The 15,921-nt window shown below is 47.4% G+C and carries 13 protein-coding genes; 1 reads left to right on the forward strand and 12 read right to left on the reverse strand.

The features are described 5' to 3' along the window. Positions 1–21: 21 nt before the first annotated feature. The 3 genes from A1OO_RS04945 to rnt all read right to left on the reverse strand — a co-directional run bounded on the left by A1OO_RS04945 (position 22) and on the right by rnt (position 3,990). Positions 22–1,269: an outer membrane protein transport protein gene (locus tag A1OO_RS04945; protein ID WP_017004803.1), complete on the reverse strand. Its 1,248-nt coding sequence runs from the start codon at positions 1,267–1,269 to the stop codon at positions 22–24. A gap of 444 nt (positions 1,270–1,713) precedes the next feature. Continuing rightward, positions 1,714–3,036 carry an outer membrane protein transport protein gene (locus A1OO_RS04950; RefSeq protein WP_016958385.1) on the reverse strand — a complete coding sequence of 441 codons (1,323 nt, stop codon included), beginning with the start codon at positions 3,034–3,036 and terminating at the stop codon, positions 1,714–1,716. A 273-nt stretch (positions 3,037–3,309) separates the two neighbouring features. After that, positions 3,310–3,990 carry a ribonuclease T gene (gene rnt / locus A1OO_RS04955; protein ID WP_017004804.1) on the reverse strand — a complete coding sequence of 227 codons (681 nt, stop codon included), beginning with the start codon at positions 3,988–3,990 and terminating at the stop codon, positions 3,310–3,312. Between the two features lie 228 nt (positions 3,991–4,218). Between rnt and motY the strand changes: the two genes are divergently transcribed. Next, entirely contained in the window at positions 4,219–5,055 is an 837-nt protein-coding gene (gene motY, locus A1OO_RS04960; RefSeq protein WP_241819056.1) for a flagellar protein MotY, read from the forward strand. Positions 5,056–5,144: 89 nt separating this feature from the next. Here motY and A1OO_RS04965 read toward each other — a convergent pair whose 3' ends face one another. The 9 genes from A1OO_RS04965 to rsxA form a co-directional block, all read right to left on the reverse strand. Then, on the reverse strand, positions 5,145–8,042 hold the full coding sequence (locus A1OO_RS04965) for an HD domain-containing phosphohydrolase (protein WP_017004805.1): 2,898 nt from the start codon (positions 8,040–8,042) through the stop codon (positions 5,145–5,147). Positions 8,043–8,296: 254 nt separating this feature from the next. After that, a complete protein-coding gene (gene gloA / locus A1OO_RS04970; RefSeq protein ID WP_016958381.1) occupies positions 8,297–8,713 on the reverse strand; it encodes a lactoylglutathione lyase in 417 nt (138 codons plus the stop codon). 117 nt (positions 8,714–8,830) lie between these two features. Next, the gene (nth, locus tag A1OO_RS04975) at positions 8,831–9,472 is read right to left on the reverse strand and encodes an endonuclease III (protein WP_016958380.1); all 642 of its coding nucleotides are present in this window, start codon (positions 9,470–9,472) and stop codon (positions 8,831–8,833) included. A gap of 24 nt (positions 9,473–9,496) precedes the next feature. Further along, the gene (locus A1OO_RS04980; RefSeq protein WP_016958379.1) at positions 9,497–10,189 is read right to left on the reverse strand and encodes an electron transport complex subunit E; all 693 of its coding nucleotides are present in this window, start codon (positions 10,187–10,189) and stop codon (positions 9,497–9,499) included. Beyond that, positions 10,186–10,818: an electron transport complex subunit RsxG gene (gene rsxG, locus A1OO_RS04985; RefSeq protein WP_017004806.1), complete on the reverse strand. Its 633-nt coding sequence runs from the start codon at positions 10,816–10,818 to the stop codon at positions 10,186–10,188. Before rsxG ends, A1OO_RS04980 begins: the two co-directional genes overlap by 4 nt. Then, positions 10,815–11,876: an electron transport complex subunit RsxD gene (gene rsxD / locus A1OO_RS04990; protein ID WP_017004807.1), complete on the reverse strand. Its 1,062-nt coding sequence runs from the start codon at positions 11,874–11,876 to the stop codon at positions 10,815–10,817. The genes rsxG and rsxD overlap by 4 nt, the downstream gene beginning before the upstream one ends. 2 nt (positions 11,877–11,878) lie before the next feature. Beyond that, positions 11,879–14,368: an electron transport complex subunit RsxC gene (gene rsxC / locus A1OO_RS04995; RefSeq protein ID WP_017004808.1), complete on the reverse strand. Its 2,490-nt coding sequence runs from the start codon at positions 14,366–14,368 to the stop codon at positions 11,879–11,881. After that, the gene (rsxB, locus tag A1OO_RS05000) at positions 14,365–14,955 is read right to left on the reverse strand and encodes an electron transport complex subunit RsxB (RefSeq protein WP_016958375.1); all 591 of its coding nucleotides are present in this window, start codon (positions 14,953–14,955) and stop codon (positions 14,365–14,367) included. The genes rsxC and rsxB overlap by 4 nt, the downstream gene beginning before the upstream one ends. Next, on the reverse strand, positions 14,955–15,536 hold the full coding sequence (gene rsxA, locus A1OO_RS05005) for an electron transport complex subunit RsxA (protein ID WP_016958374.1): 582 nt from the start codon (positions 15,534–15,536) through the stop codon (positions 14,955–14,957). The genes rsxB and rsxA overlap by 1 nt, the downstream gene beginning before the upstream one ends. Positions 15,537–15,921: the final 385 nt, after the last annotated feature.

Consider the following 15,921-nt stretch of genomic DNA (forward strand, 5'->3'; position numbering starts at 1 on the left):
ATTCATCTCCCTCGACTGATGTTAAAAGGTGTAATTGGCTTGCATTGCCGCGAGATACGCAGCGCCTTTGCCATCGAAGGTAAAGTCGATACCCGATACGCTGCTACTTTCCTTTAAGGTGTTTGACTTGCTGTAGATATATGTCAAACCTACGTCAAAAGAGAGTTGTGGCGAGTATTGATAGGTGGCACCACCAGAAAACCAATAGCGATCAGTATCTGGGATGCTGAGTGTCGATTTACCCGCCTGTTCATCAAAGGCGAAACCAGTGCGTAACGTCCAGGTTTCATCAAGTGTATAAGTAGTGCCGACTGAATAACGGAATGCGTCATCGTATTTTTCGTCTTTTTGAAAACAGATTCCATTGGTTAATGAACAGCCTGTGCCCGTGGCTTTTAGCTCTGTAAATTTGCTCCATTGAGACCACATGACGCTGTAATGAACGGCCCAAGTTTGATTAAGTTGGTGAAAACCAGAAAATTCGGCAATGGCAGGGAGGGGAACGTTTAGGTCTCCACTGGTTTCGCCACCGCCTGGGATGATGTTTCCAGAGTGATCGGTGAAATCACCATTAAACTCGAGGTCGATACGAGAACGATAAGCTAGTCCAAAACGATGCTTGTCACTGAGTTCATAGACTGCACCTGCATTCCAACCGAAACCCCAGGTATCACCTTCCATGGTTATCAGTTTGTCACTAAAATCGTTGGATACGGCTGTTGAAGCGATACCGTAATGGCGATTTAACTCAGCCATGGCATAAACAATATTGAGGCCTGCACCCACACTGAACTTGTCATTAATTCGATAGGAGGCTGCTGGATTCAAGTTCACTGAAACTAAAGAAGTATCTCCTGCAAGATCGCCTGCGTTGAAAGCATCTGGGTAATCAGTAGCTACACCGTATGTTGTATAAAGGCCAACACCAAATGCCCACTTATCGTTTAGCGGATTGACATAGTATGATGCGGGAACAACCTGCATTGGAGCAACGTCAGATGCTTTTTGCCCAGTTGTTTTGTCTGTAATATCAATTTCTGGGTCAACAATGTGAAGAGCGCCAGACACTTGTGTCTCAGTGAATAACGCCATTGAAGCAGGGTTGCGAGCCATTACAGAAGCGTTATCCGCCATTGCTGCCTCGCCTGCGTATGCCCGACCCAAACCACTGGCCGAGTGCTCGGATACCTGAAAACCCGCACTCCAAGCACTAGGGGCAGCGAGTGCGACAGCCAGCGCTATCGCGATTCTTGATAATTTTTTTGACATAGAGCCTCTCGTCCAAATTGAGCTTTTTGATTGTTGTTTAATCAAAGTCCATTTTTTTCAATAATTTGAAAAACGTTGCAGCTTAAAGCAAGCCACTATTCAAGCTGGTCGGATCTTTTGAATAGTCAATATGTCATGTTGCACAGGAATGTTAAATACCTGTTAAAAGCAATGCTTCTGTATGGAATATCAGGTATCGGTGCCTAGTTTTAAAACTTGCGTTTTAAGTAAAAACACTAAAATGGTATGGATTGTCATGAACGCTTTATTATTAGGGGGTTACTGTTTGAAATGGCTTGCGTGTTAAGTGAACGTTTGTTTGAAAGATGGCTTGTTGACCCAAATAACATAGTGACGGGAGGGAAGAGAAGATTTCACTTTTGTGATAGGCAACAAAAAAAAGCCGATTAAAAAATCGGCTTTTCTCATATTTAAAACAATCGGTTAGAAGGTGTAATTGGCACCAAGCGCGAAGATATAAGCGTCTCCACCTGCTTCAAATGTGAAGCCATCTTCAGATCCCGTTACGCTATCACCGCTCAGGTATGCAAAACCAGCATCAATAGTCAAATCGTCTGAACTCGCATAGGTTGCCCCAATGCTATACCAAGTACGATCAGAATCAGGAATGCTGAGAGTTCGGTATTCTTCTTTTACCGGGCTCTCATCATATGCAACACCAGCCCTAAGCGTCCATTGACTGTCTAGGTAATGTGTCGCACCAACAGCGTAGCGCCAGCTATCTTCCCACTTTTCATCTTTTTGCAGACAGACACCATCGAAATTGCCCGCTGAGCTGCCACAGTTTGTATTAGTACTTGTTGCCTTTAATTCTTGGAATGAGCTCCAACCTGTCATCATCGCACTGTAATGAATTGCCCATTTTGGTACTACTTCATGATAGCCAGATAACTCCAACACATCGGGTAAATTTAGTTCAAGCTCACCAGGCACTGATGCCCCAGTTTTTCCAACATAAGCAGTGTTAACGCCACGGTAATCCCCTTCTAAGGTGGCGTCGACTTTAGAACGGTACGCTACCCCTAAGCGGTTTTTTTCGTTAATTTGCCATAGCGCTCCAATGTTCCAGCCGAACCCCCAGCCATCTCCTGCAAGATGACTTACTTCATCGGTAGGTTGTGTTACCCCAATTGCAGCCAATGTAGGCGCTGATGCGCCATATACTGCAGCACCAGCATTTCTTGTTAGCGATGCATCCGCATAAATAGCATTCAGGCCAGCACCTAAACTTAGTTGTTCTGAAACCTTGTGCGCGAAATTGAGATTGAAATCAATGGTAAGCAATTCGGTTTGGCCTGCAATAGGACCAGCGGAGGAGTTAGATGGATAGTCTGTTGCGAGGCCAAAGTTAGAGAAGGTAGAAAATCCAATCGCAGATTTATCATTGATGGGCCTGACATAGTGGAAATAAGGGACGATCGCGTCAGGAGCAACATCACTGTGATCTGATGAAACTGTAGATGGCAATGCACTCGCTGGCGTAGTTCCGACAGTTTTAACAGTCGCATCTACATCCGGCTGAATAAATGACAAACCACCAGAAACCTGTGCGGAGTCAAACATGGTCATAGCGGCTGGGTTTCGAACTGCGACGGCGGCGTTATCTGCAATTGCGGCTTCGCCGGCAAATGCTCTGCCTAGCCCACTTGCTGAATGTTCGCTAATTTGGAAGCCTGCACCGTGTGCTTGAAATGCTGCTAAAGCAACGGCGGTAGCTAGTAGGGTACGTTTTGCTATTGGTTTCATCTAATTTTGCCTCTTTGTCACTGCCTTGTATGGTTCTCGCTTCTTTTTTGCGTTATTTCTCAAAAATGGTAGAGCGAGTTAGTCAAAAAAAGTATAGGCACAAGATTAAAAATGTAGATGTTTTGTTATCAATAGTTTGCGCGAGATCTGATTGCTATTTGGGGTGGATTTTTGAGGAATTCAAACTTTTGTTTGAATTTGGTGTTTGATATTTTGGTAAGGAAGGCGGACTGTCTTATATTTCAATCAGTTCCGCCATTTATTTAGATGTGTCTAATCTGTTTGTTCATCAGCGGCTTGTTCGGAATCGCTCTCGACTTCAAGAACAGGCCAACCGCCTAATGTCTTCCATCTGTTAACAATCTCACAAAACAGCTCTGCGGTACGCTCTGTATCATAAAGTGCTGAGTGCGCTTCGCGGTTGTCAAAGGCGATGCCTGCGGTTTTACAGGCTTTTGCGAGCACTGTTTGTCCTAGTGCCAGTCCACTTAATGCCGCCGTGTCAAACGTCGCAAACGGGTGGAATGGATTGCGCTTGAGGAGAGAGCGTCGAGTGGCTTCCATCACGAAGCTGTGATCGAAGTTCGCGTTGTGCGCGACAATGATTGAACGCTGACACCCTGATGCTTTTTGTTCTTTACGGACAAGCTTAAAGATTTCCTTTAGCGCGTGTTCTTCGCTAACCGCGCCGCGAAGCGGGCTGAAGGGGTCGCGAATGCCATTGAACTCAAGCGCTTCTTTGACAAGGTTTGCACCTTCGAATGGAGCAACATGAAAATGAATTGTTTTATCAGGAGACAACCAACCATCGTCGTCCATTTTTAAGGTTACGGCACATATTTCCAGCAAAGCGTCTGTATTTGAGTTAAACCCTGCGGTTTCGACGTCGATAACAACAGGAAAGTATCCGCGGAATCGTGCTCTTAGCGTGTTAAGGTTGGTTTCTTGAGTCATGTCTCTTGCAACTAATAAAAATCAGGCGAGTATTATGGCAGAAGCGCGGGGTATTTTCATTTCTACTTTAGGCTCTACGGATTAAAATAAACCCTAAAGATATGGCGTCACTTACCGATATGGTAAACAGCACCATTCCACTTCGAGCCACCACGAGAAACAGGAAACTGCCCTGCCATGAAGAGATCAAACACCTCTCCACTGCTGACATTTCTCATCGCTGCAAGCATGTTGCCGCTGTCGGCTAATGCGAGCAAATTCTATGGTGCGAAGCCGCTGGAATCTCAATGGCAAGTCACGGTTGATACGCCGATTGAGTGCCGTGTAGAGCACATGATCCCAAACTACGGCATGGCGACATTTACTTCACGTGCAAGCAAGAAAATCAATTTGGATTTTGAGCTGGAAATGCGCCGTCCGATGGGACAGACAGAAAATGTGGCTTTGGTCTCTATGCCTGCAGTTTGGCGGCCGGGCGACGCTGCAGAATACATTGACCGACTGCGATTTTTTAAGCAGTTTGACGGCTATGTTGATGGTCAAACGGCATGGAGTATGTTGGCCGAACTAGAAGATGGGCGTTTTCCTACTTTTAGTTTTCAAGAGTGGCAGAGCCGTGGGAAGCGAGTAGAGGTCGCGCTTTCAGCCGTGTCTTTCCAGCAACCTTATAATGAATTCAGTAACTGTATCTCTGGTTTATTGCCCTATTCGTTTGAAGATATCGCATTTACGGTGCTTCATTACAATGATAATGGTGATGAACTGAATAAGCCGTCTATGGCGAAATTAGCACAAATTGCTGAATTCGTTCGATACAGCCCAGATATCGACTTGGTGTTGATGGCGACATATACCGATGGTCGAGGCGCAAAGGCGGCGAATCAGCGTATGTCTGAAGTAAGAGCCAAGAATCTGGAAGAATATTTCATGTCGCTGGGCTTACCAAAAGATCGCATTCAAGTCGAGGCATTTGGTGAGCGCAGGCCGATTGCGGATAATGATAGTCCGATCGGGCGAAACAAGAACCGACGTGTTGTTATCTCGCTGGGGCGTTCCATTATCTAACTTGTGACAATGTTAAATTCATACTGAAAGCCCCGCGTGAAAACGTCGGGGCTTTTTGTATATTGAGTGCGACTATGTCGAGTGCTCATTTACGTTACGGCGGCGGGTTCAGCCTTTTCTTTAGGGGTAATCATCGCAAGTAATGCTTGTTCGTCAACGGTATCTTGTTGTGATTGTGGTAAGAAAGATTCTGCATAACGTAAATAGACTTTCTGCTCGATAAATAGACGGAATAACTTCGGGTCTATATGCTTGTCTTTCGCCATGAAAGCTAAGATCTTCATCGCTTCACTGAGTGTTTTGGCTTTCTTGTAGGGTCTGTCACTGGCGGTCAGTGCTTCAAAAATATCTGCAATGGCCATGATACGAGCATCGACAGACAGGTTGGTTTCATCTAAGCCGTAGGGGTAACCTTTGCCATCGAGTTTCTCGTGGTGACCACCGGCTATCTCAGGTACGCGTTGAAGGTGTGAAGGATAGGGGAGCTTCCTAAGCATTTTAATGGTCTGAATAATATGGTCGTTAATAATGAAGCGTTCTTCATTAGTCAACGTTCCACGTTGAATAGACAGGTTATGTAACTCGCCGCGGTTGTATTGAAGCTCAGGAATGGGCAGCTTGAACTCCCAGTTTTTAAAAGTCTCAAGCTGCTGGGATAGCCATGGAATTTGATGGTCCAGCTTATTGGTGATGACATGTTCTTTGCAGGGTAATGTCTGCTCTTGTCTGAGCTGACGGCGATCTTCTTCTTCCCACGACAGACCCTGCATGTCATCAATGGTGCGATACCAAGTTCTTGATGCAATCTCTTCTAAACGTGTGATGTTTTGATTGTCCATAAACTCGCTGCCGAGGTTATGTTTAGCAATAAATGCAAAATCTGCATCCAGTGCTTTGTGCTCTTCACTGAGCCAGCGATCGAGGTCAGCAACATTCTCGCCCTCAATCCGTTTTTTCCAGTAGCGAATTTCAGCATCGCGTTTTAAGACTTCAAAGCGTGTTCGAATTTCATGGATGCGGTTGTAAATAGTTTCTAGTTTGGTGGCTTTATCGACGACATACTCTGGTGTTGTCACTTTACCGCAGTCGTGCAGCCAAGCTGCAAAATACAAGGCTTCTTGGCTTTGTTCATCCAGCGTAAAATCGGGAAAATCCTTGGTGTCATTACTCGCCGCATTGGCAAGCATGAATGTGAGTTCTGGTACGCGTTGGCAATGCCCACCTGTGTATGGCGATTTGGTATCGATAGCAGATGCCATCAGTTCGACAAAAGACTTAAACAGTAGCTTTTGAGCCGCAACACGATCCCAGTTTTCTTTGATTAGGGAGGCAAAGCCTAAAAATTGCGTAATGAAATGAATTTTTTCTTCTTGGTGATCGGGGACGTTTCGATTGAAACCGACTAACACGTATCCCACGCTTTCATTTTCACGGTTGTTAAGCGGCAAAATCCAAGCACGTTTGAGATCCGCGGGAAAAAAGCATCGCTGAATATCTGTTGATGAAGGGGTAAAGCTGAAGAACTGCTGGCATTCAAGTGCATTGGAAATCTCGGGCGACTCCGCGATGAGCATGCCGATATCAATTGTATTGTCATCGGCATTTTGAGGATAACAAGCAGTCAAAGATAAAGCGTTGCTATCTTCAGATGATGTCGTCCACATCAGCACATAATCGGCCCCTGATGCGTGGTGGCAATGAGAGACTATATCGTTGAGCAATGAATCGAAATTAGAGCTGTTTGACACACGATGTAACGTGTCTAAAAAGCCACTGATGGTATCGGCCATGACGCCAATGGACTCGGATAAGGTTTTGACCTCTGCAATGGAGGATGTTGGAAGAGAGATGTTTGAAAAATCCAGATTGCGAATTTTCTGGGTTTCTTTTCCGAGTAATTGTAGAGGCTTAGCGATCTGGGCTGATGCCCAAAGCACCATAAGAGTCCCTAAGAGGAGTACCAAGGCGCTGATGGCAACTTGATTATTCCTCGCATTCAGTGCGCTACCGATCAGTTGCTGTTCAGGAATGGCTTTTGCGAGCCACAATCCTTTGCCACCCGCAAACTTGATGTGGACGAGGCTGAGCATCCACGTTTGATCAATATGCTCGACATTGCGGGTTAACTCCGTCAGTTCAGAAGCAGCATAGAGTTGGTTCAGTGGTGAGCGAGCCATCGATGACAGTCGTTCATTTGGTGATGCGGCATCACCATGGGACAGAAAGCCATTGTGAGCAATAATATTTTTGTTTTCATCAAGTAGCAGCAATTGCGTGTCTGGTGAGTCAGTGAGTGTGGCGAGGAAATTTGATAGCGAAGCCAACGTAATGTCTGCCGCTATAACGCCTAAGTTGTCTGGAAGTTGACGTGAGAGCGTAATCCCCATGCGTTGTATGAAAAAATAAAAATAGGGGTCGGTAATGTGAATGCCACCGTCACTGGGTGCGACTTGGTACCAAGGCCTTGTTGTTGGCAGATAATCAATCTTATTCACATCGCTGCCAATGTAGCTTAGGTTTGAATCGTAATAGGTACGTTCTTGGTGACCGTTGGCTGTATTGATATCGACCATAATATGGCTATTAACGGGCGTCGAAAATTGCTGGCGCATAAACGCGGCACTGGTCGAACGTACAAAAGCAGATTGCTCGTCGGGGTAGCCAAGATAAATTGATAAAACATCAGGGTTCTTTGCCATGATGGCATTGATGGTTGCTAGCCATGTTGTGTTGGTTGAACTGCTAGGGTCTTGACCATAACCCGATACGGCTAACGCATCTAAAGAGGTGGTAACTGGCGCTATAAGCCTTTGAAATGATAGTTTTACCTGCTCGACATTCTGCTCTGTTCGCTCGGTCGCCAGTTGATGATTGAGCGCTTTTGAGTTTTGGTAACTCAATACGATGAGAAGAATGGAAAGTATAGAAACAACGACAAAGAAAATGCCGGCAATATGTATCTGAAGCGTATAGCGGCGCTCAATCATAGGGTGGTGTCTTGAAAGTGAGATATAGACAAAGCGTATCAGAACATTTTTCGCTTAGAGTAATTTCATTTAATCGTTTGAATTGCATCACGTAATGATGAAATTGAAATGATGCTTTGTCGTGATGGTGAAGATGCCTTCTATGCACTGAAAAGGAGACAGGAGGAATAGCGGAGAGCGGGGAAGCTGGGAGGAGAGAAGCAGGGCCACATCCACAAGATGCTTGAGGCATGGCCCATTACAAAAGAACGAGGCTAGTCGCCTAAACCCGCTGATGCACTTTTGTTTTGGATTAATTCAATTTTGTAGCCATCTGGGTCTTCAACAAACGCGATTTCTGTTGAACCGCCTTTTACAGGGCCAGGCTCGCGCGTGATGTTTGCGCCTGCTGCACGCAGTGCATCACAGGTCGCGTAGATATCATCGACGCCAATCGCGATATGACCAAATGCCGAACCATGTTCGTACTGGGTAGTTCCCCAGTTGTAGGTCAGTTCAATCACTGCGCCTGTTGACTCATCGCCATATCCAACGAAAGCCAATGTGTATTCGTACTGCTCATTTTCATTTTTACGCAGTAGTTGCATGCCCATGACGTCGGTGTAGAAAGCGATCGAACGATCCAAGTCGCCAACGCGGATCATGGTATGAAGAATACGACCGTTGCTCATGTTGCTCTCCTTAAATTTAAATGCACGATAGTGTATCAGCTTGATTTGCCTGAAACAGTATATTGATGTGTCTTATGCGGCGTAAATTCTAGCGTATACATTGGTTTTCTAACGACGTTATTCGTCGGGATAAACCTTGTCTTTGAACTCGCATAAGTCTTCAATAATGCAGCTGCCACAGCGGGGTTTTCTGGCTACGCAGGTATAGCGACCATGCAGAATAAGCCAATGATGCACATCGACTTTGAACTCTTTTGGGACAACCTTGAGTAGTTTTTCTTCTACTTGGTCGACATTCTTACCCACGGCGAATTTGGTGCGGTTGGACACTCGGAAAATATGGGTATCTACTGCAATGGTCGGCCAGCCAAAAGCGGTGTTAAGCACAACATTTGCAGTTTTTCGACCAACCCCGGGCAGGGCTTCAAGCGCTTCACGATCTTCTGGTATTTCACCGCCGTGTTGCTCTAACAAAATCTTGCAGGTTTTGATGACGTTTTCTGCTTTGGAATTGAATAACCCAATCGTTTTGATGTACTCCTTCACGCCATCGACGCCCAGATCCAATATCGTCTGGGGGGTGTTAGCGACCGGATAAAGTTTATCCGTGGCCTTATTTACACTCACATCCGTCGCTTGCGCCGAGAGTAAGACTGCAATCAAAAGTTCAAACGGCGAACGCCATTTTAATTCTGTCTCTGGATGCGGGTTTTCTGCGCGAAGGCGTTCTAGTATCTCAACACGTTTTTGGTTATTCATGCTTCATCCGTTGAAATCGGGTTGTTAGTCGGCAGACGTAATGCGTACACGTTCGATAACTGCTTTTTCTTTCGGTTGTTTTTTTGCTTGGCGAGCATCTATTACATTCTTAGCAGCGATCAGGAAGCCAACAGTTAAGAACGCACCCGGTGGCAGCATGGCAAGCAAGAAAGGGCTATCAAAGTGGAACACTTCAATACGAAGCCCTGCGGCCCAATCGCCAAGTAGGCGGTCTGCACCGTCAAACAAGGTGCCATTGCCCATTAGCTCACGGATTGCACCCAGAACGACGAGCGCAGCGGTCATGCCCATGCCCATCCAGAAACCATCTAGCACCGAAGGGAGAGGCGCATTTTTTGATGCAAAAGCTTCCGCTCGTCCAATGATGATGCAGTTGGTGACGATGAGGGGAATAAAGATACCCAGCGACTGATACAGGCCGAAAGCGTAGGCGTTCATGAGTAGTTGAACGCAAGTTACCAAGGAGGCAATAATCATCACGAAGATAGGAATACGGACTTCTTTGGGCACCCACTCGCGCACTAAGGAGACGATAAGATTCGAGCCGACCATGACCAACAATGTGGCAATCCCCAGCCCCAGTGCATTGGTGACTGTGGCAGAAACGGCCAGCAGCGGACAAAGCCCAAGCAGTTGAACGATAGCCGGGTTGTTTAGCCATAATCCATTTTTCATTAGTTCGCGATTTTGACTCATTTTGCATCTCCACAATCAAGCGGCTGACGAGCAATAGTGTCTATGTTTTGCATGGCATACCAGGCAGCCTTTCTCGCTGCGTTAACCACGGCGCGAGGAGTAATTGTCGCTCCAGTGAATTGATCAAACTGGCCGCCATCTTTGTAAACGGCCCAACGTTTGTCGTCTGCACCTTCAAGGGGTTTATCACTGAAAGACAGCACCCAATCAGACACGTTGAGATCAATCTTGTCGCCCAGCCCCGGTGTTTCTGCGTGCTTAAGTACACGAACGCCCAGCACCGTGTTGTTGGTATCAATACCCACCAACACCTTGATTGCGCCGTTATACCCATCGGGGGCAATGGCTTCGATGGCTAAAGCGGTTGGCTGACCATCTTTAGTAGCAACGTACACTGGCATCGGCGCATCCGTTCCTAGAACGGGACTCGTCACGAGAGTACATTGTCGTGCCAAGGCGTTGTCATGCAGATCTTTAGGGATCACTTGATTCAGCACTTGTAACAGTTGTAGACGTTCTTGTTCCGCAATGGTGTCTTTCGTCAGTGTGTTTGTTATGGCGACCAAGCCCGTTGAAAGCAAAGCCGCTAGAGCGAGAATCGCTCCGTTGTTTCGCATTGCGCGGATCATTTGCTTTCCTTCTTATAGCCATAAGCAGTTGGCTTGGTGTAATAGTCAATCAAAGGCACACACATGTTTGCGATCAAAACGGCGAATGCGACACCATCAGGAAAGCCACCGAAGGTGCGAATCAAATACACCAGTGCGCCAATCATTGCGCCAAATACCAAGCGACCTTTTGGGGTGGTGGACGCGGAAACAGGATCGGTGGCGATGAAAAACGCCCCTAACATGGTTGCGCCGGAAAACAGATGTAATAGCGGTGATACGACAGCGTCGGGACTGATGGCGTAACCAATAACACTGAAAACCAACAAGGTGGTTAGCATTGCCGTTGGGATTTGCCATTGAATCACTTTCAGCTTTAGCAGCGCTAATCCACCGAGGAGGAATGCTACATTCACCCAACCCCAACCAAGTCCTGCAAAGGTACCAAAAACAGGATCTAACACCGCTTCTGATACGGTTTTTCCTGCGAGTAACGCCGTTTTAATCGTATCTAGTGGCGTTGCCATGGTCATACCATCTACGGCGACACGCAGTTGGTTGACGCTGAAACCATCGGTGCTTAAGCCCGTGAAAATGCTTGATGCACTGTCCACGAAGCCAAGAGGCTGTGCTAAAAGCGAAGAGGGTGGCAGCCAAGTTGTCATTTGAACCGGGAAAGAGATCAGTAGGACGACATATGCAACCATTGCTGGGTTGAAAAGGTTTTGTCCCAACCCGCCGTAGAGATGTTTTGCAATAACAATGGCAAACAGACTGCCAATAACCGCAATCCACCATGGAGCAAAAGGCGGGATGGAAACGCCGATTAACATACCAGTGAGTAACGCGGAGTTATCCTGTAAATAGCGTTTAACGGGGCGTTGTCGAAGCGCGACAATGGCGGCTTCTGCAAGGATGGCGGTAACAGACGCAATAGCAACCTGAAACAGAACACCCCAACCAAAGAAATAACAAAGCGCAGCAATGCCGGGAACGGCACACAAAAACACCATCATCATAATATCGCTGGTGCTTTTGCGGTTGTGGTTATGTGGACTACTGGCAATAAAAAAGGCCACTGTTACTTATCCTCGTCATTAGTTTTTTTCTGCGCTGCTTTGCGCGCTTTGGCGCGAGCAATAGCAGCAGCAACGGCAGCTTTCTTCGGATCGACGTCAGCGGCTGGTGTTGGTGAAGGAGCTTCAGCGTCCACGTTTTCTTGTGAATGGCTTTCTGTTGAACTTTGCGTTTGCTGTTTAGCTTTCCTCGCTTTGGCGCGAGCAATAGCAGCGGCAACAGCGGCTTTCTTCGAGTCCGCTTCAGCAACGATTTCGTTATCCACTGCGGTGTCTTGAGCCCGCGCATCAGAGTCAGTTTGTTGTGCGGCCTTGCGCGCTTTTGCACGAGCGATGGCTGCTGCAACCGCAGCTTTCTTTGGATCGACGTCAGCAGCCGTTTCGTTTTCTACAGCTGCGTCTTGAGCAGGTGCTTCAACGTCAGCGTGTTGTCCGGCCTTGCGCGCTTTTGCGCGAGCGATGGCAGCGGCAACCGCGGTTTTCTTTGGATCGACGTCAGCAGCCGTTTCGTTTTCTACAGCTGCGTCTTGAGCAGGTGCTTCAACGTCAGCGTGTTGTGCGGTCTTGCGTGCTTTTGCACGAGCGATGGCTGCTGCAACCGCAGCTTTCTTTGGATCAACATCAGCAGCCGTTTCGCTTTCTACAGCGGCGTTTTGAGCCGGCGTTTCAGAGTCGGTTTGTTGTGCGGCCTTGCGCGCTTTAGCGCGAGCAATAGCAGCGGCAACAGCATCTTTCTTTTCAGAACCCGCAGAGGAGTCGTCAGCGCCTTTTTCTGGGCCAATATTCTCCATTTGCGCTTTGCGTTCACGCGCCTGACGTTTACGCTCTTCACGCAATAGCTTCATTTCGCTGTTGTCAGGTTCACTTTGACCTTGCGACGCAGCTTCCGCTTGTTTGGCTTTTGCTCTTGCAATTGCTGCGGCCACAGCAGGTTTAACGGCGGTTGCTGCGCTGTCTGCCTCAGACTTGGCTTTCACACGTGCAATGGCAGCAGCAATGGCATCGCCGTCACCGGATTTCTCCATCGCTTTTCGGCGATTATCTGCTGCGAGTTTATGGCGAGCTTCGCGTTGTTGTTTTTCTCGCTCCATGCGTACTTTTTTGGCTTCGAAGCGCTCTCGAGCGCGTTCGGCAGCCACTTTTTCTGCATCACGGGTACGAATTTCAGCTTTGGCCTGTCGGTAATATTGAACTAAGGGTATTTCGCTTGGGCAAACATAGGCACAGGCGCCACATTCAATACAATCAAACAGATCGTACTCCTGACACTTGTCGAAATCTTGGTCTTTGGCGTACCACTGCAATTGCTGTGGCAGCAAAGATGCTGGGCAAACCTCGGCACAAGCACTGCAACGAATACAAGCCATTTCACCCTGTGAGGGAGCTATTTCACGTCGGCTTGGCACCAGAACACAGTTAGTGACTTTGGTAACGGGAATATCTGCATGCGGTACGGTATATCCCATCATCGGGCCGCCGATGATCAGACGTTCCAATTTTTTCTCTGGTTCGTAACCGTGTTTATCCAGCAAGAAGCGGACGGGTGTACCAAGCAGCGCCCATCGGTTTCGCTGTTCACGCAACGTATTGCCTGTCAGTGTTACGACACGCTCGATCAGTGGCTCACCGTCTATCACTGCGCGTTTAATCGCGAAGACAGTTCCTACGTTTTGCATCATCACGCCAATAGCCGCGGGAATTGACTTGGCTGGCACTTCTTTTCCGGTGATCAGTTTGATTAATTGCTTTTCACCGCCTGACGGATATTTGGTCGGTACGACCTGCACAAGGATATCCGGCTTACCCGCGACAGCAGCCTTCAGCGCAGTAATGGCTTCTGGTTTATTATCTTCCAGCGCAAGCACCGTCAATTTCGGGCTGACGATACGTTGAAGTACTTCAACGCCTTGGATTATTTCTTTTGCATATTCTTGCATCAGACGGTCATCTGCCGTGATGTAAGGTTCGCACTCTGCACCGTTGATGATCAGCACTTTTGTGCGTGCGAGCGCGGTTTGCAGTTTTCTGGCGGATGGGAAACCCGCGCCACCCATGCCGGCAATGCCCATCATGCGAATATGGTCGATCAATATTTCTGGCAAGGCTGTGTGGAAGTCAGACATGCTGACTTTGTCGCACCACTTATCATCAAAATCTGGGCGAATCACGATACAGGTTTCTGACAAACCTGAGGCATGCGCGATAGTGCGAGGTTCAATCGCAATAACGTCTCCTGACGTAGGCGCGTGAACGGGGCAGCATTGCAGTATGTCAGATTTGGTCAGTGGCTGACCTTTTAGCACCTTTTCGCCAACAGCCACCAATAGTTGACCTGTTGTGCCGATGTGTTGTTTCAGCGGCAAAACGATCTCGTTTGGAATCTCTGCGGGCAGGATGCTGAACTCACTCGACTGGCGTTTGTTTTCTGGTGGATGAATGCCTCCATGGAAATCCCAGATTTGACCTTGTTTTATTTCTTCGATAAGGGCGATCATGCTTGCTTAACCCCCTTGTCGTTTTTGTTAGTCTCGCTCGGGAGCTGAACAACTGGGATTTGTTCTAACTGCCATTTCCATGTTTCAGGCGTTGTTTTTAAAGGGATCATTACAATACAGTCAGTCGGGCAGGGGGCAACACATAAGTCACAGCCAGTGCACTCATCTTTAATTACAGTATGCATGGCTTTTGTGCTGCCAATAATGGCATCAACAGGGCAGGCTTGAATGCATTTGGTACAGCCTATGCAGTCGTCTTCGATAATGAAAGCGACGGTTTTGACATTCTCTTCTTCGTGGGCGGATTCTGTTACTTCCACGCCCATCAAATCGGCGAGCTTTTCGATGGTTGCCTGACCACCAGGAGGACATTTGTTGATGGTGTCGCCGTTAGCAATCGCCTCTGCATAAGGGCGACAACCTGGATAGCCACATTGACCACACTGTGTTTGGGGCAAGATGGCATCGATCTGTTCAACGATAGGGTCGGACTCCACTTTAAAGCGAATGGATGCGAACCCGAGTAAAATACCAAATATAGCGGCGAGAACGGCGATAGCCAGTACCGCAATAAAAATTCCGGTCATTACAGTTTCACCAACCCAGTAAAGCCCATAAACGCTAGCGACATCAGACCAGCGGTGATCATTGCAATGGAAGCACCACGAAATGGGCTTGGCACATCGGCAGCAGCAATGCGTTCACGCATGGCAGCGAACAAAATCAACACTAATGAGAACCCTGCGGCAGCACCAAAGCCATAAATGATCGACTCAATAAAGTTATGTCTTTCATTAATGTTTAGCAGAGCAACACCCAGAACGGCACAGTTGGTTGTGATCAGAGGCAGGAAAATGCCCAGCAAACGATAGAGCGTTGGGCTGGTTTTATGTACGACCATTTCTGTGAATTGTACAACAACGGCGATAACAAGAATAAAGCTAAGGGTACGCAGGTACTCTAAGCCTAACGGCGCCAATATATAGGTCTCGACCAAATAGGCGCTTACTGACGCGAGAGTCAGTACAAAGGTGGTCGCAAGCCCCATCCCAATTGCGGTTTCAAGTTTCTTTGACACACCCATAAAAGGGCACAAGCCAAGAAACTTAACCAACACAAAGTTGTTCACAAGGACAGTGCCGACAAGAAGCAACAAATACTCAGTCATGCCATTCTTCGAAAATTTATAAAGATCTTTGTATTATCGGCGTTTGACGCCGCTATAACAACAGATAGGCAGAAGGGTTTTTCATCAAAAGGGGAGTAATGAACGATCTTTGTGCGAAATGCCCCTTTGTTTTACATGCAAGTAAACGATTAATAACAGTTAGGTAGGGGATTTTTAAAACCCAAACGAAAAAGGCCTCGTCTTTCGTCGGGGACGCCTAGTTAAGGCCTTTGTAATGTGGCACCCCCTGCAAGACTTATTGGGGACGCCTAGGCTTGCAACAAATCACGCAGTGAAAATCCCAAACGAAAAAGGCCTCGTCTTTCGACAAGGCCTTCGTAATGTGGCTCCCCCTGCAAGACTTGAACTTGCGACATACGGATTA

The organism is Enterovibrio norvegicus FF-33 (assembly GCF_000286835.2).
GTDB lineage: Bacteria > Pseudomonadota > Gammaproteobacteria > Enterobacterales > Vibrionaceae > Enterovibrio > Enterovibrio norvegicus_A.